Consider the following 26,579-nt stretch of genomic DNA (forward strand, 5'->3'; position numbering starts at 1 on the left):
GCAAGCCGCGCAGGGCGACGGCGGGAAAAACCGCGCGGGCCGGACGGGCGCAGCCATTGATTTCGCCGCGCCCGTGAGGCAATGGAGCGCGGACGACCAGCGCCCGGAGGACCCCATGACCCGCATCGCCGCCCGTTTCGCGAGGCTGAAGGCCGAGGGGCGCAAGGCGTTCGTCGCCTACATCATGGCCGGCGACCCCGATTACGAGACCTCGCTGGACGTGCTCATGGGCCTGCCCGGCGCGGGCGTCGACATCGTGGAACTGGGCGTGCCCTTCACCGACCCGATGGCCGACGGCCCCACCATCCAGCGTGCCGGCCAGCGCGCGCTGGAGGGCGGCCAGACGCTGGAGAAGACGCTCGCCATGGCGCGCGCCTTCCGCGAGCGCGACGACGAGACCCCGATCGTGCTCATGGGATACTACAACCCGATCTACAATCGCGGCGTCGCGCGCTTTCTCGAGGATGCGCGCGCGGCGGGCATCGACGGCCTGATCGTGGTGGACCTGCCGCCCGAGGAGGATGACGAGCTTTGCCTGCCGGCGAAGGCCGCGGGGCTCGATTTCATCCGCCTGGCCACGCCGACCACGGACGACAGGCGCCTGCCCAAGGTGCTCGAGAACACCTCCGGCTTCGTCTACTACGTCTCGATCACCGGGATCACCGGCGCGGCGGAGGCGCAGGCGGCCGACGTGGGCCCCGATGTCGCGCGCATCAAGTCGCAGACCGACCTGCCCGTCGTGGTGGGCTTCGGCATCAGGTCGCCCGCGACCGCCGAGGCCATCGCCGGGGTGGCCGACGGCGCCGTCGTGGGCAGCGCGATCGTGGGCGAAATCGCCGCAGGCAAGCCCGTGCCGGACATTCTCTCCTTCGTGAGAAGCCTCGCGGACGGCGCGCACCGGGGCTGAGCGCGGCGTCCTGGCAATTGCCACGCCGCGCGCACGTTGCTACGCCTTTTCGGGATTTGCGCGAGGAGGCGGCGACCATGCCCGTGATCACGAACATCGACGACCTGAAGCGGATCTACGCCCGTCGGGTCCCGCGCATGTTCCACGATTACTGCGAGTCGGGCAGTTGGACCGAACAGACCTTCCGCGAGAACGTCTCGGACTTCGACCTGATCCGCCTGCGCCAGCGCGTCGCCGTGGACATGGCGGACCGGTCGACCGCCTCGAACATGGTGGGCGAGGACGTGGCGATGCCGGTGGCGCTCGCGCCCGTGGGCATGACCGGGATGCAGGCCGCCGACGGCGAGATCAAGGCCGCGCGGGCGGCCGAGCGCTTCGGCGTGCCGTTCACCCTGTCGACCATGTCGATTTGCTCGATCGAGGACGTGGCGGCGCACACCTCGAAACCCTTCTGGTTCCAGCTCTACGTCATGCAGGACGAGGACTACGTGGACCGGCTGATTGCCCGCGCGAAAGAGGCGAAGTGCTCCGCGCTCGTCATCACGCTCGACCTGCAGATCCTCGGCCAGCGGCACAAGGACCTGAAGAACGGCCTCTCCGCCCCGCCGAAGCTGACGCTCTCGACCATGGCGGACCTCGCCACGAAATGGAACTGGGGGCTGGAGATGCTCGGCACGAAGCGGCGGCAGTTCGGCAACATCGTGGGCCACGTCAAGGGCGTCTCGGACCCGGCCTCGCTGATGTCCTGGATCAACGAGCAGTTCGACCTCACGCTCGACTGGGACAAGGTGAAGAAGCTCCGCGACAAGTGGGACGGGCCGGTGATCCTCAAGGGCATCCTCGACGCCGAGGATGCGAAGGCCGCGCTCGCCGTGGGGGCCGACGCGATCGTGGTTTCGAACCAGGGCGGGCGGCAACTCGACGGGGCGCTCTCGTCGCTCCGGGCCCTGCCCTCGATCCTCGACGCGGTGGGCGACCGGATCGAGGTGCATCTCGACGGCGGCATCCGCTCGGGCCAGGACGTGCTGAAGGCGGTCGCGCTCGGCGCGAAGGGCACCTATATCGGCCGCGCCTTCGTCTACGGGCTGGGCGCCATGGGCCAGAAGGGCGTGAGCACGGCGCTCGACGTGATCCGCAAGGAGCTCGACACGACCATGGCGCTTTGCGGGCGGCGGCGCGTCGACGAGCTCGACCGCGACATCCTGCTGGTGCCGCGCGATTTCGAGGGCACCTGGCAGACCGGCTGACCGGCCCCGTGCTGATCTTCTCGCGCCAGAACCTCGCCCTGCTGGCGGTGCCCAAGACCGGCTCCACCGCGCTGGAGACGGCGCTGCGGGGGCGCGCGGACATCGTCTTTCGCGGCCGGTTCCGCCACATGACCGCGCGGCGCTTCGCGCGCCGGGTGGCGCCCCTGCTCGAAGACGGCTACCGCCTCGCGCCGGAGGTGGTCGCGGTGATGCGCGAGCCCACGGACCGGCTCGCAAGCTGGTGGCGCTACCGCAGCCGCCCCGGCGCGACCCACGGCGTCGGCGACGCGGATTTCCCGGCCTTCGTGCAGGCGGTGCTGTCCCCCTCCCCGCCCGCCTGGGCCGGCGTGGGCGACCAGCACGCTTTCCTGACGGACGGGGGGCGGCTGGCGGTGGACCATCTCTTCGCCTACGAGGCGATGCCGCGCCTGATGGCCTTCCTGTCCGAACGCTTCGAGACGGACATCTCGCTGCCGCGCAAGAACGTCTCGGCACCGCGCGACGCCGCGCTGCCCGGGGCGCTGCACGATCGCCTGCGCGCGGCGCGGGCGCAGGAATACGCGCTTCACGCGCGCCTCATGGCGGCGGGCGGTTACCTCGGACCCGGCTCAGCCGCTCCGGCGCGTTGACGCGGCAAGCCAGGGCCCGAGGGCCAGAGGGATGAGCGCGAGCGCCCCCGCCACGGCGAGGAAGGACAGCCACAGGCCCTGCCATTCCGACAGGAAGCCCATGGCGGGCGGGCCCAGGAAGAAGCCCGTGTAGCCGATCGCCGAGGCGAGCGAGATCGCCCGCATCCGGCGCTCGCCCGCGCCGCGTCCGACGAGCGCGAGCGCGAGCGGCACGATGACCGACACGCCGAGCCCCATCGCCGCGAAGCCGAGATAGGCCCAGCCCAGCCCCGGCGCCCAGGCGGCCAGCCCCGCGCCCGCCGCCGCGAACCCGGCCGCCCAGCGCAGAAGCGCGGCCTCGCCCACGCGGCCGAGGACGGCCTGCGCGGACAGGCGGCCGACCCCGGTGGCAAGGCTCAGGATCACCGGCCCCAGCGCCGCGGCCGCCGGGCCCGCACCCGCGCTGCGTTCGAGGTGAAGCGCGGACCAGCCGTCGCTCGCCTGCTCCGCGATGAAGCCCACGAGGATCACCGCGCCCCCGGCGGCGACGAGCGCGCCCGCGCCGGCGGGCGGCCGCCCCACGGCGGCAGGCTCGGGCCGCGCATCGGGATCCGCCCCGGCGCAGGCAAGCGCAAGGGGCAGCACGAGCAGGGCCGCCACCCACAGGATGACCGGCAGGGGCACGCCGCCCTCACGTGCGAGGCCGGCCGAGAAGGCGGCGAGCGCGAGCGCGACGGCGTAGATGCCGTGGACGAGGTTCATCAGCCCGCGCCCGGTGCCCGCCTCCGTCCGGGCGATGCGGACGTTCACCGTCACGTCCATCAGCCCCGAGGCCGTGCCACCCACGAAAAGCGCCACGCCGAACAGAAGGCGCGTGTCCGCCGCGCCCAGCAGCGCGAGCGCCACCGCCATGGCCAGCGCCGAAAGCGCCGCGGCCCGGCCCGCGAGCGCCCGCTCCAGCGGCCCCGCCAGCAGGACGGCGACCCCCGCGCCGCAGGTCGCCAGCAGCAGCAGAAGGCCGAGCTCCGCATCGCTCGCCCCCGCGCGCGTCTTGATCTGCGGCATCAGCGCGGCGAGCATGCCCCAGAAGAGCGCCATCGCCGCGAAGGCGGCAGAGGGCGCGCGTGTCAGGGCAAGGTCTCGCAAGGCCGGCATGGAAAGGCTCTGTCACGGCGCCCGCGCCCGGGCAAGCCGCGTCTCTGCCGAACCGCTCTTGCCAACCGGGCCGATCCGGTTTATCCGCGCGCCTTCACGCGGGCATACACCCTTGGAGGATGCCCGCCTCAATCAAGGAGACACCGACATGGCTGGAGAGATTCCGGATCTTCACGCCCAGGTTCGGACGGGGACAGGCAAGGGGGCCGCCCGTCAGGCACGCCGAGAGAACCTGGTGCCGGGGATCGTTTACGGGGGCGGCGTCGATCCGCTGCCGATCAACATCCCCTTCAACGCGCTGATCAAGCGGCTGCGGGCGGGGCGCTTCCTCGCCACGCTGTTCAACCTGAAGGTGGACGGGCACGACGACGTGCGCGTGATCTGCCGCAGTGTGCAGCGCGACGTGGTCAAGGACCTGCCCACCCACGTGGACCTGATGCGCCTGCGCCGCACGACCAAGATCAACCTCTACATTCCGGTCGTGTTCGAGAACGAGGAGGCCGCGCCCGACCTGAAGCGGGGCGGTGTGCTCACCACGGTGCGCCCGGAGGTGGAACTCGTCGTGACCGCCGGCGACATCCCCGAGCAGATCACCGTGGACCTGACGGGCCTCGACATCGGCGACACCGTGACGATCTCGATGGTGAGCCTGCCCGCCGGCGCGAAACCGACGATCGACCGCGACTTCGTCATCGCGAACATCTCGGCGCCGTCGGGCCTCAAGGCCGACGAAGCCGAAGCGGGCGCAGAGGGCGAAGACGCCGAAGCCGAGGTGGAAGAGACCGAAGCCGAGGATTGAACCCTCCGCACTTCACGAAAGACGGCGACGGGGCCCCGCGGGGCCCCGTTCTCGTTTCAGCCGGTCTTTCTGGATCGGGGGCGCATGTCCGGGGCGGCGGCGATGGCCGCCCCGCGCGACCCGGAAACGGGCGAAGCCCGCACGCGGCGCTTCTTCAGAGCCCCAGCGTGGCGTTCAACTCCGCCAGAGCCGCATCCGAAAGCGTGCGCCCGCCACTTGCGTCGAGCAGCGCGGCATCGGCGTCCTCCTGCGCGGTCTCGGCCGCAGCTTCCGCCGTCTCGGCCGTCGTCTTGGCCGTTGCGTAGGTTGTTGCGCTGTCGAAGAGAGCGTCGAGGGTTCCAGCGGTCTCGGTGCCCTCGAGCGCGGCCGCCACGTCGTTCAACGCCTCTGTCCCGATTACCCCGCCCTCGAGGTCCGCGATCGCCTGATCGATCGTCTCCTGCGAGAGGGTGTCGGTCGGCTCGACGTCCCCGAGGGCGCTGACCGCATCGTTTCGGGCGCCACTCAAGGACGCGCGGGCCTCGTCGAGGTCGTTGGCGGCGTCCGTCGCCGCCTGATCGAGTTCCTTCGAGGCAATCACGGCATCGCGGTATTCCCGGATCCGGCCCACCTGGCTTTCGGGCGCGGCGGTCGCGAAGGCCTGCGGGCTCGCGTTCATGGCGTTGAGGCCCTTGAGCTCGCTCGCGATCGCGCCGCGGGATCCCGCCCGGGCCGATCGCTCCGCGCCGTTGCCGCCCTTGCCGCCCGATGCGCCGGCGCCGCGATCGCCACCCTTGCCGTTGCCGCCGCGCTCGCCACCGCGGTCGCCGCCCTTGCCGTTGCCGCCGCGCTCGCCACCGCGGTCGCCGCCCTTGCCGTTGCCGCCGCCATTTCCGTTGCCGCCGCCGCGATCACCGCCATTTCCGTTGCCGTTGCCGCCATTGCCCTGGCCTTGCGCCTCGACCTGCGTGGTGGAGATTGCAGTCGCGCCGACGGCAAGAGTGCCCAGCGCAAGCGCGGATATCGCCGCGGCGCCCATCGTTCGAATGAAAGACTGTCCCATGGTCAACCCCTTCTGCTGATCGCCACCCGGTGGACACAATCGGTCCGACCGGCCGCGACCGTTTCACGGGTCGAACACAAATCTGGCGGAAATCGGGCGCGGCGCCGACCAAAACATGCCGATGCGCCGGGCCCCGGCGGAGATCAGCCGATCGCCTGCACGGTCTCGAAAGCCTCCAGCTCGGGCGCTTCGAGATAGAGATGCTTGTTGTCGCCCGCGCCCTTGTGCGCCTCCCGGAACGCCTCCGACCGTGTCCAGTCGAGGAAGTGCCCCTCGCTTTCCCAGGCAGTGTGAGAGGCGTAAAGGCGGTACCCGTCCTTTTCCGGCCCCTTCAGAAGGTGAAAGGCGAGAAACCCCGGCACCGATTTCAGATGGCTGTCGCGCCGGGTCCAGACCTCCTCGAAGGCCGCTTCCTCCCCGGGCTTCACCTTGAAACGGTTCATCGTCAGATACATCGCGGTCTCCTTCCCAGCTCTGGCCTTCCGGGCCGTTTCGGGCGATGTAGAGTCCGCGACCGCCGCCAGCAAGGAGAGACCCCATGCAACTCTTCGTGGGCCTCGGGAACCCCGGCGCGAAATACGCGCGGAACCGGCACAACATCGGCTTCATGGCGGTGGACCGCATCGCCGAGGATCACGGCTTCGCCCCGTGGCGGGCGAAGTTCCAGGGCCAGCTTTGCGAGGGCAGGCTCGGCGCCGAGAAGGTGCTGCTTCTGAAGCCCGAAACCTTCATGAACCTCTCCGGCCAGTCGGTCGGCGAGGCGATGCGCTTCTACAAGCTCACGCCCGCGGACATCACCGTTTTCCACGACGAACTCGACCTCGCGCCGGGCAAGTGCCGCGTCAAGCAGGGCGGCGGGCATGCCGGCCATAACGGGCTGCGCTCGCTCCACGCCCATATCGGGCCGGACTACGCCCGCGTGCGCCTCGGCATCGGCCATCCGGGCCGCAAGGAGCTGGTGGCGCAATACGTCCTGCACGACTTCGCCAAGGCCGACGAGGACTGGCTCGACGATCTTCTTCGCGGCATCGCCGACGGCGCGCCCGCCCTCGCCCGCGGCGACACCGGGCGCTTCCTGAACGCGGTGGCGCAGCGCGTCGCCCCGCCGCGCTCTTCGGGGGGCGCGAAGGGCAAGGAAAAGGAGGAAGGGGCGAAGCAGACGGCGCCGGCAGACCCCGAGCCCGAGGCAGACACGGCGGACCCGCCCGACCGCCGCTCCCCCCTGCAAAAGCTTGCCGACCGCTTCCGGTGAGCGTGCCGGGCGCCTTCCGGTCCCAGGGGCGGGCCTGCGACCGGCTCGGCTCTCCGTTCATGGCGCGGCTGCTCGACACGCTGGCGGAAGGCTGGGACGAAACCAGCGCCCTCGGGCGGCGCTTCGCGGCATGGGAGGGCGACATCGGCCCGGCGGGCGCCTCGCTGCCGCTGCGCCTTGCGGGCGGGCTCCATGCGCTTTGCCTCTCCGCCCGCGCGCCGTCGCTGGCCGCCGTCTATCCTCCGGCACAGGCGGGCGAGGCCGCGCTGGCGCGCGCCCTGGCGGAGACGCTCGCCACGCACGAGCCATTTCTCCTCGACTGGATCGACCGCGCGCCCCAGACGAACGAGATCCGCCGCAGCGCGGTGCTGATCGCGGCGGCGCATTGGCTGGCCGAGCGCCACCCGCTGCCCCTCGTCCTGTCCGAACCCGGCGCGAGCGGCGGACTCAATCTCAACTTCGACCGCTTCGCGCTCGATCTCGGGACGCGGCGGTACGAGCCGGCGGGGCCGGTGCTCACCCTCGCGCCCGACTGGGACGGTCCGCCGCCACCCGACGCGGCGATACGCGTGTCAGAGCGCCGCGGCGTGGACGTGGCACCCCTCGATCCCGGCCGCGCCGGCGATGCGCTGCGGCTTCTCGCCTATCTCTGGCCGGACCAGCCAGAGCGCCTCGCGCGCACCCGCGCGGCCATCGCCGCCCATGACGCGACCGTGGATGCGGCCGACGCGGCCGACTGGCTGGAGGCGCGGCTCGCACGGGCGCGGCCCGGACGGCTTCACCTCGTCTACCACACCATCGCCTGGCAGTATTTTCCCCGCGCCACGCAGGCGCGGGCCACAGCGGTGCTGGAGGCCGCGGGCGCACGGGCCGGCGAGGACGCGCCCCTCGCCTGGCTCTCGATGGAGACCGATGGCCGGCCCGACGGCGCCGCGCTCGCGCTCCGCCTCTGGCCCGGAGATCGCCGCCAGGCGCTCGGCCGGGCGGATTTCCACGGCCGATGGGTGCGCTGGGACGGGCCTGCCCGGCTTGCCTGAGGATCGCGTTTGCCAAAGGCTGCGCCGAGTGCTTCCTTTCGCGCGGAACGGGGAAGGTGGATGCGCAGAATCCTGATCTGGGGCGGACGGATCGTCGCGGGGCTCGCCCTCACCGCGCTTCTGGTCGGTCTCTGGAAACGCGAGGCGATCGTGCGGCTCTGGGCCGTGAACACGCTTTTCGACGAGTCCCGGATCGTGGAAAATTTCAGCGCGATGGACCGAGCCTTCCTGTCGGTGCCGGTGCCGCGCGGCGACGGCCCGGTGACCCCCCTGCCCCCGCGCCGGCCGGCCGACATGCCGGACGGGTTCGACGCCTGGCTCGACGCGCGGAACGTGACCGGCATCGTCGTTCTGAAGGACGGCACGGTCGTCCATGAGGACTATCGCCTCGGCACCCGGGCCGAGGATCGCCGCATTTCCTGGTCGATCGCCAAGAGCTTCCTCTCGGCGCTTCTCGGCGTGCTGCTCGAAGAGGGCGCGATCGCCTCGCTCGACGCCCCGGTGACCGACTACGCGCCCGGGCTCGCGGGCACGGCCTATGACGGCGCGCGCCTCCGCGACGTGCTCCAGATGGCGTCGGGCGTGGTCTTCGACGAGGATTACCTCGACCCCAACTCCGACATCAACCGCATGGGGCGCGTGCTCGCGCTCGGCGGTTCGATGGACGGGTTCGCCGCGGCGCTGCGGGACAGCTTCGCGGCCCCCGGTACGGAGTGGCGCTACGTCTCCATCGACACCCATGTGATCGGAATGGTGATCCGGGGGGCGACGGGCCGCTCGATCCCCGAGCTTCTGTCCGAAAAGATCGTGGCGCCGATGGGTCTCGACTCCGAACCCTATTACCTGACCGACGGCGAGGGCACGGCCTTCGTGCTGGGCGGGCTCAACATGACGACGCGCGACTATGCCCGCCTCGGGCTGCTTTACGCGCGGGACGGCCGGCTCGGCGGGCGGCAGATCGTGCCTGAGGGCTGGGTCCGCGCCTCCACCGCTGCCTCCGCCCCGACCGATCCGGGTGAGATCGGCTACGGGTTCCACTGGTGGGTGCCGCTGGGCGCGGCCGAGGGCGAGTTCATGGCCCGCGGCATCTACGGCCAGTATGTCTGGGTCGACCGGACGCGCGGCGTCGTCGTCGCGGTGAACGCCGCCGACCGGCGCTTCCGCGATCCCGGCGTGCACGAAAGCAATGTCGCCATGTTCCGCGCCATCGCCGCGGCCCTGTGACGCCGGGCCGGCTGGACGTGGCGCGCGCGGCCGCTAGACTGGCCCCGAAGCGAGGAATGGAGGCGCATGATGGAAATGGACCCGTCCGAGAACGTGCTGGGAGAGGCGCTCGCGCCCTGCTCCCGTGATCCGCTGACGGGATTTTTCCGGGACGGCCACTGCAACACCTGCGCGTCGGATCACGGCAGCCACACGGTCTGTGCCGTGATGACCGCCGAGTTCCTCGCCTACTCGAAATATGTCGGCAACGACCTGTCGAGCCCGCGCCCCGAGTTCGGTTTTCCCGGCCTGAATCCCGGCGCCCAGTGGTGCGTCTGCGCGGGCCGTTTCCTGCAGGCCCACGACGAGGGCTGCGCCCCGCGGGTCAATCTCGCGGCGACCCACGCCCGCGCCCTCGAGATCGTGCCCCTCGACGTGCTGCGCCGGCACGCGCTGGAGGCGGGCTGAAACCGGGCGGGGGCCCGCGCCCCCGCCGCGTCAGTCGTCCATATCGAAACCGAGCGCCCGGGCGACGGTGAAGATATCCTTGTCGCCCCGGCCGCACATGTTCATGCAGATCAGGTGATCCTGCGGCAACTGCGGCGCGATCTGCATAACATGGGCCAGCGCGTGCGACGGCTCCAGCGCGGGGATGATGCCCTCCGTCTCGCAGCAGAACTGGAACGCCTCGAGCGCCTCCTTGTCGGTGATGGAGCCATAGGTGGCGCGGCCGACGTCGTGCAGCCAGGCATGCTCGGGCCCGATGCCGGGATAGTCGAGCCCCGCCGAGATCGAGTGGCCCTCGAGGATCTGGCCGTCCTCGTCCTGCAGCAGGTAGGTGCGGTTGCCGTGCAGGACGCCCGGACGCCCGCCGGTCAGCGAGGCGCAATGCTCCATCTTGTCATCCACGCCCTTGCCGCCGGCCTCGACCCCGATGATCGCGACCTCCTTCTCGTCGAGGAACGGATGGAAGAGCCCCATGGCGTTCGAGCCGCCCCCGATCGCCGCCACCAGCGTGTCGGGCAGACGCCCTTCGGCGGCCATCATCTGCTCGCGCGCCTCGCGCCCGATGATCGACTGGAAGTCGCGCACCATCGCCGGGTAGGGGTGCGGCCCCGCGACCGTCCCGATGCAGTAGAACGTGTCGCGCACATTGGTGACCCAGTCGCGCAGCGCGTCGTTCATCGCGTCCTTCAGCGTGCCGCGCCCGGACGTCACCGGCACGACCTTCGCGCCGAGGAGTTTCATGCGGAAGACGTTGGGCGCCTGCCGCTCCACGTCATGCGCGCCCATGTAGACGATGCAGTCGAGCCCGAACTTGGCGCAGACGGTCGCTGTGGCGACGCCGTGCTGGCCGGCACCGGTCTCGGCGATTATGCGCGTCTTGCCCATGCGCCGGGCGAGCAGGATCTGGCCCAGTACGTTGTTGATCTTGTGCGCGCCGGTATGGTTGAGCTCGTCGCGCTTGAGGTAGATCTTCGCGCCGCCCAGCCGCTCGGTCATCCGCTCGGCGAAGTAGAGCGGCGAGGGCCGACCGACATAATGCGTCCAGAGATGCTCCATCTCCGCCCAGAAATCGTCGTCGGCCTTGGCGCGTTCGTATTCCGCCTCGAGCTCGAGGATCAGGGGCATCAGCGTTTCCGAAACGAAGCGGCCGCCATAGTCCCCGAAGCGGCCCTTTTCGTTGGGGCCGGTCATGAAGCTGTTGATCAGATCCTCGGGCATCGCGATCCCTCCTGCGCTCGTGCTCTGGACTGAGTAAGCCCGCACCGCGCCCGGGGCAAGGGCAAGGCCTTTCGAAAGGCCTTGCCCACGCGGTTTCAAAACCGCGTGGAAGCCGCTTTCAAGCGGCTTCCGCGAAGGGCCTTCGAAGGCCCTTCAGCGGAGCGGGCGAACCGGCGCGTCGTTGCAGAAGACGACGAAGTGGCGTCCGTTCTCCACCGCCTGGAACCCGCGGCGCGCCACTTCCCTCGCGAAGGCGCGGCACCCCACGAGGCGTTCCACGTCGCGCACCTGCCGTTTCACCACGCCGCCCGTCCGCGCCTCGCGCGACGCGAAGATCTGGGCGAGCCAGAGGTCGGGCGTGAGGTGGGGTGGCAAGGTGGACATGCCGCGAGCCTCGCGCAGGAAGGTTAAGAGGACGTGACTACGAGGCTTTCTCCGCGCGCCTTGCCGTGGCACGCAGAAACGCCGCGATGCGAGCGGGGTCTTTCTCTCCCGGCGCGCGCTCCACGCCCGACGATACGTCCACCTGCCGCGCGCCGGTGCGCGAAATCGCCTCGCCCACGTTCTCGGGGGTCAGCCCGCCCGCGAGCATCCACGGACACGTCCAGCGCCGCCCGGAAAGAAGGCGCCAGTCGAAGGCGAGCCCGTTGCCGCCGGGCAGCGTGGCGCCCGCGGGCGGCTTCGCGTCCACGAGAATCTGGTCGGCCACCTCGGCGTAGCGGTCGAGCGCGGCGAGGTCCGCGGCCTGCGCGACCCCCCCCGCCTTCATCACCGGCAGGCCGTAGCGCGCCCGCAGTGCCGCCACGCGCTCGGGGCTTTCGGCACCGTGCAGCTGGAGCATGTCCACCGGAACCTCGTCGAGGATCGCGTCGAGCGCCGCATCCTCCGCGTTCACAGTGAGGGCGACCTTCACGATGCCGGGCGGCACCTCGAGCGCCAGCGCGCGCGCCGCCGCGGGGTCGAGGTTGCGCGGGCTCCGGGCGAAGAACACGAAGCCCACATAGGCCGCCCCCGCCCCCGCGGCCGCCGCGACATCGGCCGCCCGGGTCAGCCCGCAGACCTTGACCCTGACACGCTCTTCCATCGGGCCGCTCAACTCGCCTCGTCAAGCAGCGCCAGAACGTCGTCCTTGCCCTCGTCGCGCTGGCCCTTCACGCGGCGCAGTTCCCGGTTGAGGCGCTTGACCTCGGTCGCGTGGCGGGCGGCCTCGGCCCGGTACTTGCCCTCGCGCATCCATTCCCAGACGAAGCCGATGAGCAGGCCGGCCGCGATACCGCCGAAGATCACGGCATAAAGCGGAAGCTCGATCGTGCGGTTCAGCCCGGCAAGACGCGACAGGGCCTCGGGCAGAAGCTGCAGCGTCACGCTGTCACGGTTCGCCACCGCCACGGAAACGAGCGCCACCGCGAGCACCGCGAAGAAGAGATAACGGATGTAGCGCATGGTCAGTCCTGATGTTGGTTAAGACGCTCGCGCAGGAGCTTGCCGGTCTTGAAGAAGGGCACGCATTTCTCGTCCACCTGCACGGCCTCACCCGTGCGCGGGTTGCGACCGACCCGGGCGTCGCGTTTCTTGACGGAGAACGCGCCGAACCCGCGCAGTTCCACCCTGTCGCCGCGCGCCATCGCGTTGGTGATCTCTTCGAAGATCGTGTTCACGATCCGCTCCACGTCGCGCTGGTAGAGATGCGGGTTCTCGTCCGCGATCTTCTGAATCAGTTCCGATCGGATCATGCCGGAAGCCCCCCCGCCGGATTTGGACCGGCCTGTTCGTTCGAAGGCAACTATAGGCCGAAAAGGCCGCGGACGGAAACCTCGCAACACCGCGACGAGGCCATTTTTCCATCCATGACAGCGGCTTCGGCCGTCAGCGGGGGGCATGACGCCGGTCGCGGACGCGCGCATGCGGCCATGGCCGGGCGCCGGCGGCACCGATTCGCACATGAAAACCCCCGCGGCCGGCAGGCCGCGGGGGTCATTTTCGCCGTAAAGCGGTCAGGCCCGAGGGGCGCCGCGCTTACTTTTCGTCGCCCTTGAGGGCGGCGCCGAGGATGTCGCCGAGCGACGCGCCGGAGGCGGAACTGCCATACTGCTGCACGGCTTCCTTCTCTTCCGCGCTCTCGCGGGCCTTGATCGACAGGCCGAGGCGGCGGGTCTTCGGGTCCACGTTGGTCACGCGCACATCGACCTTGTCGCCCACGCTGAAACGCTCGGGGCGCTGTTCGGACCGCTCGCGGCTGAGGTCGGAGCGACGGATGAACGATTTCAGGCCGTCATACTCGACCTCGATCCCGCCATCCTCGATGGCCGAAACGGTCACCGTGATGATGGAGCCGCGCTTCACGCCGCCCATCGCCTCGGCGAACTTGTCACCGCCCAGCGCCTTGATCGAGAGGGAGATCCGCTCCTTGTCGGTGTCGACCTCCTGCACGACCGCCTGGACGACGTCGCCCTTGCGGTACTCCTGGATCGCCTCCTCGCCACGCTGGTCCCAGCTGAGATCGGAGAGGTGCACCATCCCGTCGATGTCGCCCGGCAGGCCGACGAAGAGGCCGAACTCGGTGATGTTCTTGACCTCGCCCTCGACCTCGGTGCCCGGCGGGTGCGTCTCGGCGAAGACTTCCCACGGGTTGCGCTGGGTCTGCTTGAGCCCGAGCGAGACGCGGCGCTTGGCCTGGTCGATCTCGAGCACCATCACCTCGACCTCCTGGGAGGTGGAGACGATCTTGCCGGGGTGGATGTTCTTCTTCGTCCAGCTCATCTCGGAGACGTGGACAAGCCCCTCGACCCCCGGCTCCAGCTCCACGAAGGCGCCGTAATCGGTGATGTTGGTGACGCGGCCGGCATGCACCGAGCCCAGCGGGTATTTCGCGGCCACGAGGTCCCACGGATCCTCCTGCAGCTGCTTCATGCCCAGGCTGATGCGGTGGGTCTCCTTGTTGATCTTGATGACCTGCACCTTCACCGTCTCGCCGATCGAGAGGATCTCGGAGGGGTGGTTCACCCGGCGCCACGCCATGTCGGTGACGTGCAGGAGGCCGTCGACGCCGCCCAGGTCCACGAAGGCGCCGTATTCGGTGATGTTCTTCACCACGCCGTCGACGACGTCGCCTTCCTTGAGCTTGGCGATCACCTCGGCGCGCTGTTCGGCGCGGCTCTCCTCGAGGATGGCCCGGCGCGACACCACGATGTTGCCGCGGCGGCGATCCATCTTGAGGATCTGGAAGGGCTGCTTCAGGCCCATGAGGGGACCCGCGTCGCGCACCGGGCGCACGTCGACCTGGCTGCCCGGCAGGAACGCGACCGCCCCACCGAGATCCACGGTGAACCCGCCCTTCACGCGGCCGAAGATCGCGCCCTCGACGCGCTGGTCGTCGGCATAGGCCTTCTCGAGGCGATCCCAGGCGGCTTCGCGCCGCGCCATCTCGCGCGAGATCACGGCCTCGCCGCGCGCGTTCTCGGCCGCGCGCAGATAGACCTCCACCTCGTCGCCGACGCTGATCTCCGGCGTCTCGCCGGGCATCGCGAATTCCTTGAGGTCGACGCGGCCTTCCATCTTGTAGCCGACATCGATGATGGCCTGCCCCGCCTCGATGGCGAGGACCCGGCCCTTGACGACAGTGCCCTCGTCGGGCGTGTCCATTTCGAGGCTTTCGTTCAGGAGGGCCTCGAATTCCTCCATGGATGCGTTCTGAGCCATGTGGCTTTTGGTTTCCTTCGGTTTAATTTGACTGGCCGCGCGGTTGTCTCCGCCGGTCTTGACATTGGCCCTGGCAGCACGGGCCAAAAACGAAATAGGGCCGGATGGACCCGACCCTGCCCGTTTCCCCTGCGTTGTCATCGGCGCCCCGACCAGGTGACGGGCCGCTCATAGCGGCATCGCGGCGGGGAATCAAGCCTGCAGGGCCGCCCCGCCACGATACCGTCCGCCCGTCACTCTGCGGGCTGGGCCATGTCCTCGATCCGCGCCATGATCCGCGCGTTCAGGTCCTGATCCTCGGCGGCCGCCTGCGCGATCGACTCGTAATCGTCGAGCGTCATGCCATCGGTGCTTTCGATGGCCTCGACCATCTCGGCGTTCGCCTCCTCGATGATCGCCTGCTGCTGGTCCTGGCTCTCCGCCGCCTGAAGGACCGGGACGTATTTCTCGCGCAGGTCGATCACCTGCAGATACGCGACGGTGAAGGCGTCGAGCTGCTCGCCGCTGTAATCTGCCGCCTCCTGGGCCGCCGCGCTCTGGGCGGTCAAGGCCGTCACCGATGCGCCTGTCATCGCAAGGCCGAGGGCCATGGTTGTCGCTGTCAGGGTTTTTCCGAAGGGCATGTGATCTCCGTTGAACGTGAATTCGGTGCAGTCGATTGCTGCACCTTACAGCTAATGGACATGGCAGCCCTCGCAACCCTGTGCGCGGGAATCCGCTGGCAGTGCGGGGGCACAGGGAGGGATCGCGCCGGCAGCGGCGGGGCGAGGGCCCCGGCGCGGCCGCAAAAGCGCGAGTCAGGCGGTGTGCCCGGGCCCTGTCACGCGTCGTCCGGTTCGGGGCGCCGCGCCTCCACCTCGGCGATCGCGCGCGCCACGGCCTCGTCGATGCCCAGCCCGCTGGTGTCGATCAGGACCGCATCCGCGGCCGCCCGCATCGGCGCGTCGGCGCGGCCCGCGTCGCGGGTGTCGCGGGCGCGGATGTCGGCCAGCACCTCCTCGAGGCGCGTGTCGTGGCCGCGCGCCAGAAGTTCCTTGTGCCGCCGCTCCGCCCGCACCTCGGCGGAGGCGGTCACGAAGAGCTTTACCGGCGCGTCCGGACAGATCACCGTGCCGATGTCGCGCCCGTCCAGCACCGCGCCCCCGGCCCGCGCGGCGAAGGCGCGCTGGAAATCCACGAGCGCAGCGCGCACCTCGCCCAGCGCCGCCACCTTGCTTGCCGCCTCGGCCACGTCGGGGCCGCGCAGATCCTCGGTGTCGAGATCCTCCGCCCTGAGCGCCCGCGCGGCGACCAGCGGCTCCTCGCCGTCGAGCATGCGCCGCCCCACCGCGCGGTAAAGCAGCCCGGTGTCGAGATGGGCAAGGCCGAAACGCGCGGCGATCGCGCGGCTGATCGTGCCCTTGCCGCTGGCCGCAGGCCCGTCGACGGCGATGGTCAGCCCCATGGCGTCACCCCTCCTCCCGCCTGATATCCGCGCCGAGCGCGGCCATCAGCGGCTCGAAGACCGGAAAGGAGGTGGCGATGGGACCGCCGTCGTCGACGGTCACGGGCGCCTGCGACGCCAGCCCGAGAACGAGGAACGACATGGCGATGCGATGGTCGAGACGGCTTTCCACCGTCGCCCCGCCCGGCACGCCGCCCGGCCCCCGGCCGTGGACGATCCACCAGTCCTCGCCCTCCTCGACCTCGACGCCCGCGGCGCGCAGCCCCGCCGCCATCGCGTCGATCCGGTCGCTTTCCTTCACGCGCAGCTCGCGCACCCCGCGCATCACGGTCGGCCCCTCGGCAAAGGCCGCCACCACCGACAGGATCGGGTATTCGTCGATCATGGAGGCCGCGCGCTCGGGCGGCCCCTCTATTCCCGTCATGCCGCCCGAGAACCGCGCGCGAAGGGCCGCCACCGGCTCGCCGCCCTCGTCGCGCTGGGCTTCGAAGGCCAGCTCCGCGCCCATCTCGCGCAGCGTCTCGAAGAGACCCGCGCGCGTGGGGTTGAGGCCGATCCCCGGCACGCGCACGTCCGAGCCCGCGACGATCAGCGCCGCCGCCACCGGAAAGGCGGCGGAGGACGGATCGCGCGGCACGGCGATCGACTGCGGGCGCAGCTCGGGCTGGCCGGCGAGCGTGATGACACGGCCCTCGCCGGTCTGCTCGGTGGCGATGCGCGCACCGAAGCCCGCCAGCAGCCGTTCGGTGTGGTCGCGGGTCGCCTCGCGCTCGATCACCACCGTCTCGCCCGGCGCGTTCAGCCCGGCAAGAAGCACCGCCGACTTCACCTGCGCCGAGGGAACGGGCACCTCGTAGCGCACCGGCAGCGGGTCGTCGGCCCCCACGAGCGTCATCGGCAGCCGTCCGCCCGAGCGGCCCACGGCGCGCGCGCCGAAAAGCGCCAGCGGATCGGTCACGCGCGCCATCGGGCGCCGGTTCAGGCTCGCGTCGCCGGTGAAGGTGGCGGTGATCGGCGTCGTGGCCATGGCGCCCATGACAAGGCGCACGCCCGTCCCCGAATTCCCGCAATCGATCACCTGCCCGGGCTCGGCGAAGCCGCCGGTGCCGAGCCCGTGAACGCTCCAGGCGCCCTCGCCCTGCCGCGTCACCTCGGCGCCGAAGGCGGCCATCGCCTTGGCGGTGTCGAGCACGTCCTGGCCTTCCAGAAGCCCGGTGATCCGCGTCTCGCCCACGGCGAGCGCGCCCAGGATCAGCGCGCGGTGGCTGACCGACTTGTCGCCGGGCACGACCGCCTCTCCGGCGAGCGGCCCCGCGCGGCGCGCGGTCATCGAAACGGGGGTGCCGTGGGCGGACATGGGCCTCTCGTGTGCTGCACCCGGGCGGAGTAGCGCAGCCCGTCCGGGCCGTCCAGCCTGTGCAGGCGGCGCGTCAGCGGCGGCGGAAGGTCAGGTAGTGCGGCACCCGGCCCTCGCGCAGTGCCTTCTGCTCGTAGCGTGTGGACATCCAGTCGGTCCACGGCCTGCGCCAGTCGTCCGGACGCTCGGCCAGCCACGCGAAGCCGTGGCGGGGCACCTCCTGGAGCGCCTGGCGCACGTAGTCGGGAATGTCCGTCGCGAGACGGAGTTCCGCGCCCGGCCGCATCGCGCGGGCGAGCGGGGCCAGGTATTCCGGGGTCACGAAGCGGCGGCGGTGATGCTTCTTCTTGGGCCAGGGATCGGGGTAGAGCACGAACACGCGGTCGAGCGAGGCATCGGGCAGCACGTCGAAGAGGTCGCGCACGTCGCCGGGATGGACCCTCAGGTTGGACACGCCCGCCTCGCGGATCTTGCCGAGCAGCATGGCGACGCCGTTGACGTAAGGCTCGCAACCAAGGATCCCGACCCCGGGGTGGGCGCGCGCCTGATGGATCATGTGCTCGCCGCCGCCGAACCCCACCTCGAGCCAGACCGGCGCGCCGCCGAACAGCGCATCGAGGTCGAGAGGCCTGCGTCCGGGGTTCTCGTGCCAGCCCACCGGGCCGGGCGAGAGCTTGTCCAGATCCTCTTCGAGATAGGCTCGCTGGCTCTCGCGCAGACCCTTGCCGCGGATCCGGCCGTAGAAATTCCGCCAGGGCGCGCCGGAAGAATGCGTTGTCGTGCGTCGGTCGCTCATGGGGCGGGGACATAGCGCAGGCCGCATCGGGGGCGCAATCACCGGGCGCACGCCGCCGCAACAGGGCGGGCGGCCCGACCGGCCGGTGGGTGGCGGCGCGCTTGCGGGCCATGCGCGATGTCAGGGCAGGTCCACGCTCTCCTGAGCCTGACCGCCATTGCCCTGCTCGCCGGGCACGGCGTCGCCGCGCCCGTCACCATTGCCGTTGCCGACGCCCATGTTGTTGCCGGTCCCGCCTGCCCCGGCAGGATCCCCGCCGGACCCGTCGCCGGTTCCGCCCGCCCCGTCGCCGTCCCCGTCGGAGCCGTCGCCGTCCTCGTCGGACCCACCGTCGTCCCCGTCGAATCCGCCCTCTTCCCCGTCGGACCCGCCGTCGTCCCCGTCCGACCCGTCATCGTCCCCGTCGGAGCCGTCGTTGTCCCCGTCCGACCCGTCGTCATTCCCGTCGGACCCATCTTCGTCCCCGTCGTCCCCGTCGGACCCGTCGCCATTGCCCGGGGAAAGAACGCTTTCAAGGCCGCGGCCCTCGCGGCTGCGAGCGATTTCGACGGAGGCCTCGGCATCGAGTTCCTCCAGCGCGATCAGCAACTCCGCGAAAGGCGGGTTCTCGTCCTCGATGCTCTCTTTCAAGCGCTGCATGACCTGGCGCTGCCGCGGCGGTGGCAGCGTCTGCACCCCGCCGCGCGGCTCGCCCCATCGCGGTCCGGCCAGATAGACCGCGGCGAACATGACCTTCGCCCGGATTTCATCCGTCCCGCTGGCGCGCAGCGCGTCGTAGAACATCCTGTGGACGCTTCGCCACTCGTCCTTGCGCCATTGCGGAAGGTTCTCGTTGCCGATGCCGCAATACGCGTCGTGGATGGCCGCCGCGTTGACGAATTCCGGGCTTCGCGGCTGACCCACGATCGGCACGAAGACACGCGGAATCGACGCACCGTCGGTCAGGGTGCCCCGCGGCGCGACCCAGCGTTTGCCGCCCGAGTCGACGAAAGTGAGGGACTCCGCCATGGGAAAGAAGCGGCCGAACCGGAACGGCACCGGGACCTCGCGCGGTTCCAGGCGGACGGGGGAATTGAAGAACAGGCAGGTTTCGGGGGCGTCGGCCGGGCACACCCGCGTCGACAGCACGCCATCCGCCCTGGAGGGTTGCAGAACGTCCGGACTGCAGCCTGCCAGGATGAGGCACGCGCCGACGACGACGATTTTTCGGACACCCATGGTTGCGCTCCCGGGGCGCAAGATCGACCCGGGGACGAGTGTTTCAAAAACGGCGGAATCTTACAAGATTTCTTGCGCGGCGGCGAAGACGGATCACACCATCTTCTTCAGGTCGTCCACGAGATCCGTGCGCTCCCACGAAAACCCGCCGTCCGCATCGGGCTCGCGCCCGAAATGGCCGTAGGCGGCCGTGCGCGCGTAGATCGGGCGGTTGAGCATCAGATGCTCGCGAATGCCGCGCGGCGTGAGGTCCATCACCTTCGGGATGACCGCCTCGATCGCCTCGTCGTCCACCTGCCCCGTGCCATGGGTGTCCACGTAGATCGAAAGCGGTTTCGCCACGCCGATCGCGTAGGACAGCTGAAGCGTGCAGCGCCGCGCCAGCCCCGACGCCACGATGTTCTTGGCCACGTAACGCGCGGCGTAGGCGGCCGAGCGGTCGACCTTGGTCGGATCCTTGCCCGAGAAGGCGCCGCCGCCATGGGGCGCCGCCCCGCCATAGGTGTCCACGATGATCTTCCGGCCGGTCAGCCCGGCATCGCCGTCCGGGCCGCCGATCACGAAAGTGCCGGTCGGGTTGACCCACCATTCGGTGGCGTCGGTGATCCAGTCGGACGGCAGAACCTCGCGGATGTAGGGCTCCACGATGTCGCGGATGTCCCGCGAGCTCTGGCCGTCATGGGCGTGCTGGGTCGAGAGCACGATCTGCGTGACCTCCACCGGCTTTCCACCCTCGTAGCGCACCGTGAGCTGGCTCTTGGCGTCGGGGCGCAGCTCCGGCTCCTGCCCCGATTTCCGCGCCTCGGCAAGACGGCGCAGGATCTTGTGGGCATACTGGATCGGCGCGGGCATGAGCTCCGGCGTCTCGTCGACCGCGTAGCCGAACATGATGCCCTGATCGCCGGCCCCGTCCCGGTCGACGCCCTGCGCGATGTGCGCGGACTGTTCGTGCAGGAAGTTGAGGACATGGCAGGTGTTCCAGTGGAACTGCTCCTGCTCGTAGCCGATATCCTTGATGCAGTCGCGCGCGATCTGCCCGAACCGGCCCATGTAGTTCTTAAGAAGCTCCGGGTCCGACAGGCCCACCTCGCCGCCGATGACGACGAGCCCGGTGGTCGCGAAGGTTTCGCAGGCCACGCGCGCGTTCTGCTCCTCGGCCAACAGCGTGTCGAGAATGGCGTCCGAAATCCGGTCGCAGCCCTTGTCGGGGTGGCCCTCGGAGACGGACTCCGAGGTGAAGATGTAGTTGTCGCGCGCCATCGGGGGATGCTCCATTGGGGTTGTCCCGCCACGCCAGGAAGCCGTTGTGACGGTCGTTTCGCTATATCCGGATCGGCGTATGCAGCCGCCCGCCAAAGGTCAATCGGTTTTTCCGCGCGCGCGCCGGGCCGCGATGGCGAAAAGGGCGAAAAGCGCGGGCGCCGCCGGCCAGTCCCCGAGGCGCGCGTAAGGCGTGGGCGGCAGGGCTTCGGGCAGCGCGACATCGATGTAGCCCGCCTGCCCGAGCGCGATCTCGGACAGCACGGCGCCGCGCGCGTCGATCGCGGCCGAGACGCCGGTATTGGCCGCACGCATCAGCGGCAGCCCCTGCTCGACCGCGCGCAGCCGCGCCTGCGCCAGGTGCTGATAGGGCCCCGAGAAGGTGCCGAACCACGCATCGTTGGTCAGGTGCAGCAGGTAGTCGGGCCGTTCCGGCGCGCCCCCGACGTCCTGCGGAAAGACGGCCTCGTAGCAGATGAGCGGCAGCGCGGAGCCGAGCGGGCCGGTGTCGAGAAGCCGCGGCCCGGGCCCCGGCGTGTAGCCGCCGTCGGCGCGCGCGGCGAGGCCGTGGATGCCGAGACGCCGCCAGAAGGCCGGCCAGGGCATGTATTCGCCGAAGGGCACGAGATGGTGCTTGTCGTAGACATCGGCCGTCCGGCCCCCGGCATCGAGGAAGACGGCGGAGTTGTAGTAGCGGCCCGCCTCGCTCCGCTGGATGCCCAGAACGACGCCGGCGCCGCCCGCGGCCTCGGCGATATGGGCAAGCGGCGCCTCTGCGCGCTCGAGCAGGTCCGGCAGCGCGGTCTCGGGCCACACCACGAGGTCGGGACGCGGCGCGGCCATGGTGAAGCTCACCTGCCGCGCGTAGAAGACGGGAATATGCTCGGGGTCCCATTTCTGGCGCTGGGGCGCATTGGGCTGGATCAGCCGGACGGTGTGGGGCGTTGGCTCCGGCAGGGGCAGGGACAGCCGGGCCAGCCCGCCCCCCCACAGGACCGCGAGCGCGCCCGCCGCAACCACAAGGGCGGACGCCCGGCGCCCCGCGCCGAAAAGCGCCGCTGGCAGCATGGCCAGCGCGAGCGTGGCGAGGGTCAGCCCGTGCGGCCCGATCCACGCCGCCCATTGCATCACGGGCGTGCCGATGAAGGCATGGCCCGGCATCGCCCACGGGAACCCGGTCAGAAGATAGGCGCGGGCAAGCTCCGAAAGGCAGAGCGCGGCGACAAGCCCGACCGCCCCCGCCCGGAGGCGCGCCGCGATCCACCCCGCCGCGCCCCAGAAAAGCGCGAGCCCGCCTGCGAGAAATGCCAGCGCGAAAGGCGCCATCCAGCCGTCCCGCGCCGCGTCCACGAAGAAGGGCTCCACGATCCAGTGCAGCGCGAGCGCGAAATGCCCAAGTCCGAAGACCCAGGCCACGAAGGCCGCGCGCCGCGGCGCGCCCGCGCGCGACCACAAGAGGGCAAGTGCCGCGAAGCCCAGAAGCGTTAGGGGCCAGAGCCCGAAGGGCGCCTGCCCGAGCGCCGCGCCCGCGCCCGCGACCAGCCCGAGCCCCAGCCGCGGCCGGAAGGAGAGCGCCGCGGCCCCGGGCCGCGGGCGCGCGCCTTCAGCCATCGCGCGCCTCGCGCAGGCGCACGCGCAACCGCTTGATCCGGCGCGGGTCGGCGTCCACCACCTCGAATTCAGGCCCGGCCGGGTGCGGGATCACCTCGCCTCGGGCGGGCACCCTGCCCGCCAGCATGAAGACGAGCCCGCCCAGCGTGTCGATCTCTTCGGGGTCCACCTCGGCCACGTCGGACAGGGAGCGCCCGATCTCCGCCTCGAAATCCTCGAGCGGTGTCTTGGCCTGCACCGAATAGCAGCCGGGCTGCTCCTCGTGCCACCAGCTGTCCTCGTCGACGTCGTGCTCGTCCTCGATCTCGCCGATGACCTGTTCGATCAGGTCCTCGATCGTGACCAGCCCGTCCACCCCGCCATACTCGTCGATCACGAGCGCCATGTGGCGCCGCTCCGTCTGCATCTTGGTCAGGAGCACGCCGATGGGCATCGAGGGCGGCACGAAGAGCAGCGGCCGGAGCAGCGCCTCGAGATCGAACGTCTCCTGCCCGCCGTTGAAGCCGTGGCTGAGCGCGAAGTCCTTCAGGTGCGCCATGCCGACGGGGTTGTCGAGCGTGCCGGAGTAGACCGGAAGGCGCGACATGCCCGTCTCGCGAAAGACGTCCACGAGTTCCTCGCGCGAGATCGTGTCCGGCACGGCGATGATTTCGGCCTTGGGGATCGCGACGTCCTCCACCCGCAGGCGGCGCAGGTTCACCATCCCGTGCGTTTGCGGCTTCGCGCTGGCCATCTCCTCGGTTCCGGCCTCCGTCTCTTCCTCGTCCGAAGGGGAGAATATCCCCAGAACGCGGCGGATCAGGCCGCCCCCCGAGTCGTCGTCTGTCTGGGTCTGCGCGCTCTGCGCTGCGCTAGAGGACCCGTCGGTATCGTCCATCATCTTTCATCCAGAGCGCGGCAGGTCGGGCCGCAATGCGGTATATGGGTCAGGAAGGCCCAGATTGCCAAGGATTTCGGCCTCCTCGCTCTCCATGAGTGTCGCATCCGCATCGGTTTCGTGGTCGTAGCCCAGGCAGTGCAGCAGTCCGTGCACCACCAGATGGGCGACGTGACGCTCGAACGGGATGGCGGACGCCTGCGCCTCGCGGGCGCAGGTCTCGAAGGCCAGCGCGATATCGCCGATCTCGGGGTCGGCGGGATCGGGCGGCGAGGGGCGCTCTCCGGGCCGCGCCGCGCCGCGCTCGGCCGCGGGCCAGCTCAGCACGTTGGTGGGCACCGCCTTGCCGCGGAACTGGGCGTTGAGCGCCGCGATGCGCGCGTCGTCGCATCCCAGCACGACCACTTCCCACGGCTCGGCACCGAGACCGAGATGCGCGAGCGCGGCGCCGACCGCGCGTTCGGCGATGGCGGCAAGACCCGCCTCAGCCCATCGCGGATCCTCGATGACGGTTTCCGTGACCACGGCCTCGATACCCGGGGGGCGGCCCCGCTCCCTTGCGATGTTTCCCGGCCGGCCGGTCAGGCCGGCGCGTCGGCGTCGTAAGCCTCGATGATCGCGGCCACGAGCGGGTGGCGCACCACGTCGCGCGCCGTGAAGTAGCTGAAGGAGATCCCCGTCACCGGCGAGAGCAGCCGCTCCGCGTCCGCGAGCCCGGAGGTGACGCCGCGCGGCAGGTCCACCTGGCTGCGGTCGCCGGTGACGACCATGCGCGAGCCTTCCCCGAGACGGGTGAGGAACATCTTCATCTGCATCGAGGTCGCGTTCTGCGCCTCGTCGAGCACGACGAAGGCGTTCGACAGCGTGCGCCCGCGCATGAAGGCCAGCGGCGCGATCTCGATCGTCTTCTCCTCCATCAGGCGCGCCAGCTGCTTGGCGGGCAGGAAATCGTTCAGCGCGTCGTAGAGCGGCTGCATGTAGGGATCGACCTTCTCCTTCATGTCGCCCGGCAGAAAGCCCAGCCGCTCGCCCGCCTCCACCGCCGGACGCGACAGGATGATGCGGTCGACGTGGCCGGCCAGATACATCGAGACGCCCACCGCCACGGCGAGATAGGTCTTGCCGGTGCCGGCCGGGCCGATGCCGAAGCAGAGTTCGTGCCCGAAAAGCGCCCGGACATAGGTGCGCTGCGCGTCGGTGCGCGGCTCGACGAGCTTCTTCCGCGTCTTGATCTCCACCGGGCCGGAGCCGAACATCTCGAGTTGGTCGCCCGGCGCCGCGCCCATGCGCAGTTCCCGGTCCACATCGTCCGCGCTGACCGGCCTGCCCTGCTCGAGACGCTGGTAGAGCGATTCGAGAACCTCGACCGCCTCCTGCCGCGGCGCCTCCTCGCCGATCACGGCAAGCTGGTTGCCCCGGCGCAGGATCTGAACGTGAAGCTTGTGCTCTATGTCCGCGAGATGGCGATCATGTTCGCCGCAAAGGTCGATCAGGAGCCGGTTGTCGGGGAACTCGATAAGCGCCTCGGTCAAAGTGCCTGTGCTCACGCATGTCTCCTGCCGCGGATGGACACCATAAGGGTGCCCCGTCCGGCCCGCCATTGCAACCGCGCGGGCGCGCGCGCCGGCGGGAGCGCCGGGTCGGAACGGGACGACGCAGGACGCCGCGAGGCGGAACAGCCCCGCGGCGCCCGGAACCAGCAAGACACATGAACAATTTCTTCGCCGGCGACTCCAGGACGTCCCTGAAACCCGCCGGAAAAACTGGACAAACCCGGGATTTCCACGCGTTTGTCCACACCCCCGACCAGAACGCGACAGCGCCCGGCCAACTCGCCACCCTCCGAATATACAACGGCTTACGCCGGGGAAGCGAGTCCGATCCGATGGTCAATCGGTTTCGGTAACGCGAACGATCCGCCGCCCTTGTGGAAAAGCGGATTTCAAACTTCTTTCAATCACATGCAGCCTGTCGCGGACACAGGCGGCCGTCAGGCCAACCTTCCGGACAAGGAGTTCGGCCCGCTTTCGACGACACGCACCGTCGCGATCCGTCCGGCCCGGGCCGCGGGATCGGCGACATGGACGGCGTGCAGATACTCCGACTTGCCGACCATCTGACCCTCGAGCCGGCCGGGTTTTTCGAACAGCACGCTGACATCGCGCCCGACCATGGCGTCCTGCGCGGCCCGCTGCTGGCGCGTGAGAAGCGCCTGAAGCCGCTGCAGACGGTCCGACGCCACATCGGCATCGACCTGCGGGCGCTCGGCGGCGGGTGTGCCCGGCCGCGGCGAATACTTGAACGAGAAGGCGGAACCATAGCCGACCGCCCCGACCAGATCGAGGGTCGCCTGGAAATCCGCCTCGGTCTCCTCGGGAAAGCCCACGATGAAATCGCCCGAGAGCAGGATGTCGGGACGCGCGGCGCGGATGCGCTCGATCAGCCGGACGTAGCCCTCGGCGGTGTGCCTGCGGTTCATCCGCTTCAGGATGCGGTCGCTGCCCGACTGCACGGGCAGATGCAGGTAGGGCATCAGCTTTTCGCAGGTGCCGTGCGCCGCGATCAGGTCCTCGCCCATGTCGTTGGGGTGTGACGTGGTGAAGCGGATCCGCGCGAGCCCGTCGATCTCTGCCAGTTCGTGGATCAGCCGTGCGAGCGACCAGTCCGCGCCGTCCGGCCCGGCGCCGTGATAGGCATTCACGTTCTGGCCGAGAAGCGTGATCTCCCGCACGCCCCGCTCCACGAGGTCGCGCGCCTCCGCCATCACCCGCTCCACCGGGCGCGAGACTTCGGAGCCGCGCGTGTAGGGCACGACGCAGAAGGCGCAAAACTTGTCGCAGCCTTCCTGCACGGTCAGGAAGGCCGTCGGCCCGCGCGCGGCCTTGGGCCGCGACTTCAGATGCGCGAACTTGTCCTCCTCGGGGAAGTCGGTATCGAGCGCCTTCTCGCCGGCGCGGGCGCGCGCCTCGAGGTCGGGAAGGCGGTGATAGCTCTGGGGGCCGACCACGAGGTCCACCATGGGCTGGCGGCGCATGATCTCCTCGCCCTCGGCCTGCGCCACGCAGCCTGCCACGCCGATCTTCAGATCCGGTTTCGCGGCTTTCAGGCCCTTGAAGCGCCCGAGCTCGGAATAGACCTTCTCGGCGGCCTTCTCCCGGATATGGCAGGTGTTCAGCAGGATCATGTCCGCGTCGTCCGGGCTGTCGGTCTCGACATAGCCCTGCCCGCCCAGCGCCTCGGCCATCCGCTCGCTGTCATAGACGTTCATCTGACAGCCGTAGGTCCTGATATAGAGCTTCCGGGGCTGGGTCATGATCGTGCCTCGCGCGTTCCAGCCCGCTG

Annotated in this window: 28 protein-coding genes and 1 riboswitch; of the genes, 8 read left to right on the top strand and 20 right to left on the bottom strand. The window is 70.2% G+C overall.

All coding sequences use genetic code 11. The features are described 5' to 3' along the window. Positions 1-115: 115 nt before the first annotated feature. The 3 genes from trpA (at position 116) to AB6A65_RS04965 (ending at position 2,783) form a co-directional block, all read left to right on the top strand. Entirely contained in the window at positions 116-907 is a 792-nt protein-coding gene (trpA, locus tag AB6A65_RS04955) for a tryptophan synthase subunit alpha (protein ID WP_371037261.1), read from the top strand. 77 nt (positions 908-984) lie between these two features. Beyond that, positions 985-2,154 carry an L-lactate dehydrogenase gene (locus tag AB6A65_RS04960; protein ID WP_371037262.1) on the top strand — a complete coding sequence of 390 codons (1,170 nt, stop codon included), beginning with the start codon at positions 985-987 and terminating at the stop codon, positions 2,152-2,154. Between the two features lie 8 nt (positions 2,155-2,162). Next, a complete protein-coding gene (locus AB6A65_RS04965) occupies positions 2,163-2,783 on the top strand; it encodes a hypothetical protein (RefSeq protein WP_371037263.1) in 621 nt (206 codons plus the stop codon). On the opposite strand, the gene AB6A65_RS04970 is transcribed toward AB6A65_RS04965, so the two are convergent. Then, positions 2,763-3,917, bottom strand: coding sequence for an MFS transporter (locus AB6A65_RS04970; protein ID WP_371037264.1), 1,155 nt, complete (start codon positions 3,915-3,917; stop codon positions 2,763-2,765). The two genes, AB6A65_RS04965 and AB6A65_RS04970, sit on opposite strands and share 21 nt — an antisense overlap. 148 nt (positions 3,918-4,065) lie before the next feature. Between AB6A65_RS04970 and AB6A65_RS04975 the strand changes: the two genes are divergently transcribed. Beyond that, the gene (locus AB6A65_RS04975; protein ID WP_371037265.1) at positions 4,066-4,716 is read left to right on the top strand and encodes a 50S ribosomal protein L25/general stress protein Ctc; all 651 of its coding nucleotides are present in this window, start codon (positions 4,066-4,068) and stop codon (positions 4,714-4,716) included. 154 nt (positions 4,717-4,870) lie between these two features. On the opposite strand, the gene AB6A65_RS04980 is transcribed toward AB6A65_RS04975, so the two are convergent. Together AB6A65_RS04980 and AB6A65_RS04985 are read right to left on the bottom strand one after the other, a co-directional pair. Beyond that, positions 4,871-5,758: a hypothetical protein gene (locus AB6A65_RS04980; protein ID WP_371037266.1), complete on the bottom strand. Its 888-nt coding sequence runs from the start codon at positions 5,756-5,758 to the stop codon at positions 4,871-4,873. Positions 5,759-5,901: 143 nt separating this feature from the next. Next, positions 5,902-6,213 (bottom strand): antibiotic biosynthesis monooxygenase, encoded by a 312-nt coding sequence (locus AB6A65_RS04985; RefSeq protein WP_371037267.1) that lies wholly within the window; start codon positions 6,211-6,213, stop codon positions 5,902-5,904. Positions 6,214-6,296: 83 nt separating this feature from the next. Between AB6A65_RS04985 and pth the strand changes: the two genes are divergently transcribed. From pth to AB6A65_RS05005, 4 genes are all read left to right on the top strand, one after another. Beyond that, positions 6,297-7,010, top strand: coding sequence for an aminoacyl-tRNA hydrolase (pth, locus tag AB6A65_RS04990; protein ID WP_371037268.1), 714 nt, complete (start codon positions 6,297-6,299; stop codon positions 7,008-7,010). Then, positions 7,007-8,047, top strand: coding sequence for a DUF2332 domain-containing protein (locus tag AB6A65_RS04995; RefSeq protein ID WP_371037269.1), 1,041 nt, complete (start codon positions 7,007-7,009; stop codon positions 8,045-8,047). The genes pth and AB6A65_RS04995 overlap by 4 nt, the downstream gene beginning before the upstream one ends. A 60-nt stretch (positions 8,048-8,107) precedes the next feature. Next, a complete protein-coding gene (locus AB6A65_RS05000) occupies positions 8,108-9,271 on the top strand; it encodes a serine hydrolase domain-containing protein (protein WP_371037270.1) in 1,164 nt (387 codons plus the stop codon). Between the two features lie 69 nt (positions 9,272-9,340). Next, complete coding sequence (locus tag AB6A65_RS05005; RefSeq protein ID WP_371037636.1) at positions 9,341-9,718, top strand: DUF2237 family protein; 378 nt, start codon at positions 9,341-9,343, stop codon at positions 9,716-9,718. Positions 9,719-9,748: 30 nt separating this feature from the next. On the opposite strand, the gene trpB is transcribed toward AB6A65_RS05005, so the two are convergent. The 17 genes from trpB to miaB all read right to left on the bottom strand — a co-directional run bounded on the left by trpB (position 9,749) and on the right by miaB (position 26,550). Then, the gene (trpB, locus tag AB6A65_RS05010) at positions 9,749-10,975 is read right to left on the bottom strand and encodes a tryptophan synthase subunit beta (RefSeq protein ID WP_371037271.1); all 1,227 of its coding nucleotides are present in this window, start codon (positions 10,973-10,975) and stop codon (positions 9,749-9,751) included. Positions 10,976-11,128: 153 nt separating this feature from the next. Further along, entirely contained in the window at positions 11,129-11,359 is a 231-nt protein-coding gene (locus AB6A65_RS05015) for an N-(5'-phosphoribosyl)anthranilate isomerase (RefSeq protein WP_371037272.1), read from the bottom strand. Positions 11,360-11,396: 37 nt separating this feature from the next. Continuing rightward, positions 11,397-12,059, bottom strand: coding sequence for a phosphoribosylanthranilate isomerase (locus AB6A65_RS05020; protein WP_371037637.1), 663 nt, complete (start codon positions 12,057-12,059; stop codon positions 11,397-11,399). 8 nt (positions 12,060-12,067) lie between these two features. Further along, positions 12,068-12,418 (bottom strand): LapA family protein, encoded by a 351-nt coding sequence (locus tag AB6A65_RS05025; protein WP_371037273.1) that lies wholly within the window; start codon positions 12,416-12,418, stop codon positions 12,068-12,070. A gap of 2 nt (positions 12,419-12,420) precedes the next feature. After that, positions 12,421-12,708, bottom strand: coding sequence for an integration host factor subunit beta (gene ihfB, locus AB6A65_RS05030; protein WP_371037274.1), 288 nt, complete (start codon positions 12,706-12,708; stop codon positions 12,421-12,423). Positions 12,709-12,991: 283 nt separating this feature from the next. Beyond that, on the bottom strand, positions 12,992-14,815 hold the full coding sequence (gene rpsA / locus AB6A65_RS05035; protein ID WP_371037275.1) for a 30S ribosomal protein S1: 1,824 nt from the start codon (positions 14,813-14,815) through the stop codon (positions 12,992-12,994). Positions 14,816-14,907: 92 nt separating this feature from the next. Continuing rightward, entirely contained in the window at positions 14,908-15,297 is a 390-nt protein-coding gene (locus AB6A65_RS05040; RefSeq protein ID WP_371037276.1) for a DUF4168 domain-containing protein, read from the bottom strand. 197 nt (positions 15,298-15,494) lie between these two features. Next, the gene (locus AB6A65_RS05045) at positions 15,495-16,118 is read right to left on the bottom strand and encodes a d(CMP) kinase (RefSeq protein ID WP_371037277.1); all 624 of its coding nucleotides are present in this window, start codon (positions 16,116-16,118) and stop codon (positions 15,495-15,497) included. A 4-nt stretch (positions 16,119-16,122) separates the two neighbouring features. Continuing rightward, positions 16,123-17,475 (bottom strand): 3-phosphoshikimate 1-carboxyvinyltransferase, encoded by a 1,353-nt coding sequence (gene aroA, locus AB6A65_RS05050; protein WP_371037278.1) that lies wholly within the window; start codon positions 17,473-17,475, stop codon positions 16,123-16,125. A 73-nt stretch (positions 17,476-17,548) separates the two neighbouring features. Then, the gene (locus AB6A65_RS05055) at positions 17,549-18,271 is read right to left on the bottom strand and encodes a tRNA (guanosine(46)-N(7))-methyltransferase TrmB (RefSeq protein ID WP_371037279.1); all 723 of its coding nucleotides are present in this window, start codon (positions 18,269-18,271) and stop codon (positions 17,549-17,551) included. Between the two features lie 120 nt (positions 18,272-18,391). Continuing rightward, positions 18,392-19,489: a DUF1353 domain-containing protein gene (locus AB6A65_RS05060; RefSeq protein ID WP_371037280.1), complete on the bottom strand. Its 1,098-nt coding sequence runs from the start codon at positions 19,487-19,489 to the stop codon at positions 18,392-18,394. 93 nt (positions 19,490-19,582) lie between these two features. Continuing rightward, positions 19,583-20,749 (bottom strand): methionine adenosyltransferase, encoded by a 1,167-nt coding sequence (gene metK, locus AB6A65_RS05065; protein ID WP_371037638.1) that lies wholly within the window; start codon positions 20,747-20,749, stop codon positions 19,583-19,585. Positions 20,750-20,756: 7 nt separating this feature from the next. After that, positions 20,757-20,805: riboswitch (SAM-SAH riboswitch) on the bottom strand. A gap of 43 nt (positions 20,806-20,848) precedes the next feature. Then, positions 20,849-22,360: an apolipoprotein N-acyltransferase gene (gene lnt / locus AB6A65_RS05070; protein ID WP_371037281.1), complete on the bottom strand. Its 1,512-nt coding sequence runs from the start codon at positions 22,358-22,360 to the stop codon at positions 20,849-20,851. Beyond that, a complete protein-coding gene (locus AB6A65_RS05075) occupies positions 22,353-23,237 on the bottom strand; it encodes a hemolysin family protein (protein ID WP_371037639.1) in 885 nt (294 codons plus the stop codon). Before AB6A65_RS05075 ends, lnt begins: the two co-directional genes overlap by 8 nt. A gap of 6 nt (positions 23,238-23,243) precedes the next feature. Next, positions 23,244-23,762 (bottom strand): rRNA maturation RNase YbeY, encoded by a 519-nt coding sequence (gene ybeY / locus AB6A65_RS05080; protein ID WP_371037282.1) that lies wholly within the window; start codon positions 23,760-23,762, stop codon positions 23,244-23,246. 56 nt (positions 23,763-23,818) lie between these two features. Then, on the bottom strand, positions 23,819-24,784 hold the full coding sequence (locus tag AB6A65_RS05085) for a PhoH family protein (RefSeq protein ID WP_371037283.1): 966 nt from the start codon (positions 24,782-24,784) through the stop codon (positions 23,819-23,821). Between the two features lie 443 nt (positions 24,785-25,227). Continuing rightward, a complete protein-coding gene (miaB, locus tag AB6A65_RS05090; protein WP_371037284.1) occupies positions 25,228-26,550 on the bottom strand; it encodes a tRNA (N6-isopentenyl adenosine(37)-C2)-methylthiotransferase MiaB in 1,323 nt (440 codons plus the stop codon). Positions 26,551-26,579: the final 29 nt, after the last annotated feature.

The sequence above is a fragment of the Rhodosalinus sp. FB01 genome, from assembly GCF_041365715.1.
Lineage (GTDB): Bacteria > Pseudomonadota > Alphaproteobacteria > Rhodobacterales > Rhodobacteraceae > Rhodosalinus.

Excerpts from the sequence above, each read along its gene's own strand:
- trpA (WP_371037261.1), top strand. The coding sequence starts at position 116 with ATGACCCGCATCGCCGCCCGTTTCGCGAGGCTGAAGGCCGAGGGGCGC.
- AB6A65_RS04960 (WP_371037262.1), top strand. The coding sequence starts at position 985 with ATGCCCGTGATCACGAACATCGACGACCTGAAGCGGATCTACGCCCGT.
- AB6A65_RS04970 (WP_371037264.1), bottom strand. The coding sequence starts at position 3,917 with ATGCCGGCCTTGCGAGACCTTGCCCTGACACGCGCGCCCTCTGCCGCC.
- AB6A65_RS04975 (WP_371037265.1), top strand. The coding sequence starts at position 4,066 with ATGGCTGGAGAGATTCCGGATCTTCACGCCCAGGTTCGGACGGGGACA.
- AB6A65_RS04980 (WP_371037266.1), bottom strand. The coding sequence starts at position 5,758 with ATGGGACAGTCTTTCATTCGAACGATGGGCGCCGCGGCGATATCCGCG.
- AB6A65_RS04985 (WP_371037267.1), bottom strand. The coding sequence starts at position 6,213 with ATGTATCTGACGATGAACCGTTTCAAGGTGAAGCCCGGGGAGGAAGCG.
- pth (WP_371037268.1), top strand. The coding sequence starts at position 6,297 with ATGCAACTCTTCGTGGGCCTCGGGAACCCCGGCGCGAAATACGCGCGG.
- AB6A65_RS05000 (WP_371037270.1), top strand. The coding sequence starts at position 8,108 with ATGCGCAGAATCCTGATCTGGGGCGGACGGATCGTCGCGGGGCTCGCC.
- AB6A65_RS05005 (WP_371037636.1), top strand. The coding sequence starts at position 9,341 with ATGGAAATGGACCCGTCCGAGAACGTGCTGGGAGAGGCGCTCGCGCCC.
- trpB (WP_371037271.1), bottom strand. The coding sequence starts at position 10,975 with ATGCCCGAGGATCTGATCAACAGCTTCATGACCGGCCCCAACGAAAAG.
- AB6A65_RS05015 (WP_371037272.1), bottom strand. The coding sequence starts at position 11,359 with ATGTCCACCTTGCCACCCCACCTCACGCCCGACCTCTGGCTCGCCCAG.
- AB6A65_RS05020 (WP_371037637.1), bottom strand. The coding sequence starts at position 12,059 with ATGGAAGAGCGTGTCAGGGTCAAGGTCTGCGGGCTGACCCGGGCGGCC.
- AB6A65_RS05025 (WP_371037273.1), bottom strand. The coding sequence starts at position 12,418 with ATGCGCTACATCCGTTATCTCTTCTTCGCGGTGCTCGCGGTGGCGCTC.
- ihfB (WP_371037274.1), bottom strand. The coding sequence starts at position 12,708 with ATGATCCGATCGGAACTGATTCAGAAGATCGCGGACGAGAACCCGCAT.
- rpsA (WP_371037275.1), bottom strand. The coding sequence starts at position 14,815 with ATGACAACGCAGGGGAAACGGGCAGGGTCGGGTCCATCCGGCCCTATT.
- AB6A65_RS05040 (WP_371037276.1), bottom strand. The coding sequence starts at position 15,297 with ATGCCCTTCGGAAAAACCCTGACAGCGACAACCATGGCCCTCGGCCTT.
- AB6A65_RS05045 (WP_371037277.1), bottom strand. The coding sequence starts at position 16,118 with ATGGGGCTGACCATCGCCGTCGACGGGCCTGCGGCCAGCGGCAAGGGC.
- aroA (WP_371037278.1), bottom strand. The coding sequence starts at position 17,475 with ATGTCCGCCCACGGCACCCCCGTTTCGATGACCGCGCGCCGCGCGGGG.
- AB6A65_RS05055 (WP_371037279.1), bottom strand. The coding sequence starts at position 18,271 with ATGAGCGACCGACGCACGACAACGCATTCTTCCGGCGCGCCCTGGCGG.
- AB6A65_RS05060 (WP_371037280.1), bottom strand. The coding sequence starts at position 19,489 with ATGGGTGTCCGAAAAATCGTCGTCGTCGGCGCGTGCCTCATCCTGGCA.
- metK (WP_371037638.1), bottom strand. The coding sequence starts at position 20,749 with ATGGCGCGCGACAACTACATCTTCACCTCGGAGTCCGTCTCCGAGGGC.
- lnt (WP_371037281.1), bottom strand. The coding sequence starts at position 22,360 with ATGGCTGAAGGCGCGCGCCCGCGGCCCGGGGCCGCGGCGCTCTCCTTC.
- AB6A65_RS05075 (WP_371037639.1), bottom strand. The coding sequence starts at position 23,237 with ATGGACGATACCGACGGGTCCTCTAGCGCAGCGCAGAGCGCGCAGACC.
- miaB (WP_371037284.1), bottom strand. The coding sequence starts at position 26,550 with ATGACCCAGCCCCGGAAGCTCTATATCAGGACCTACGGCTGTCAGATG.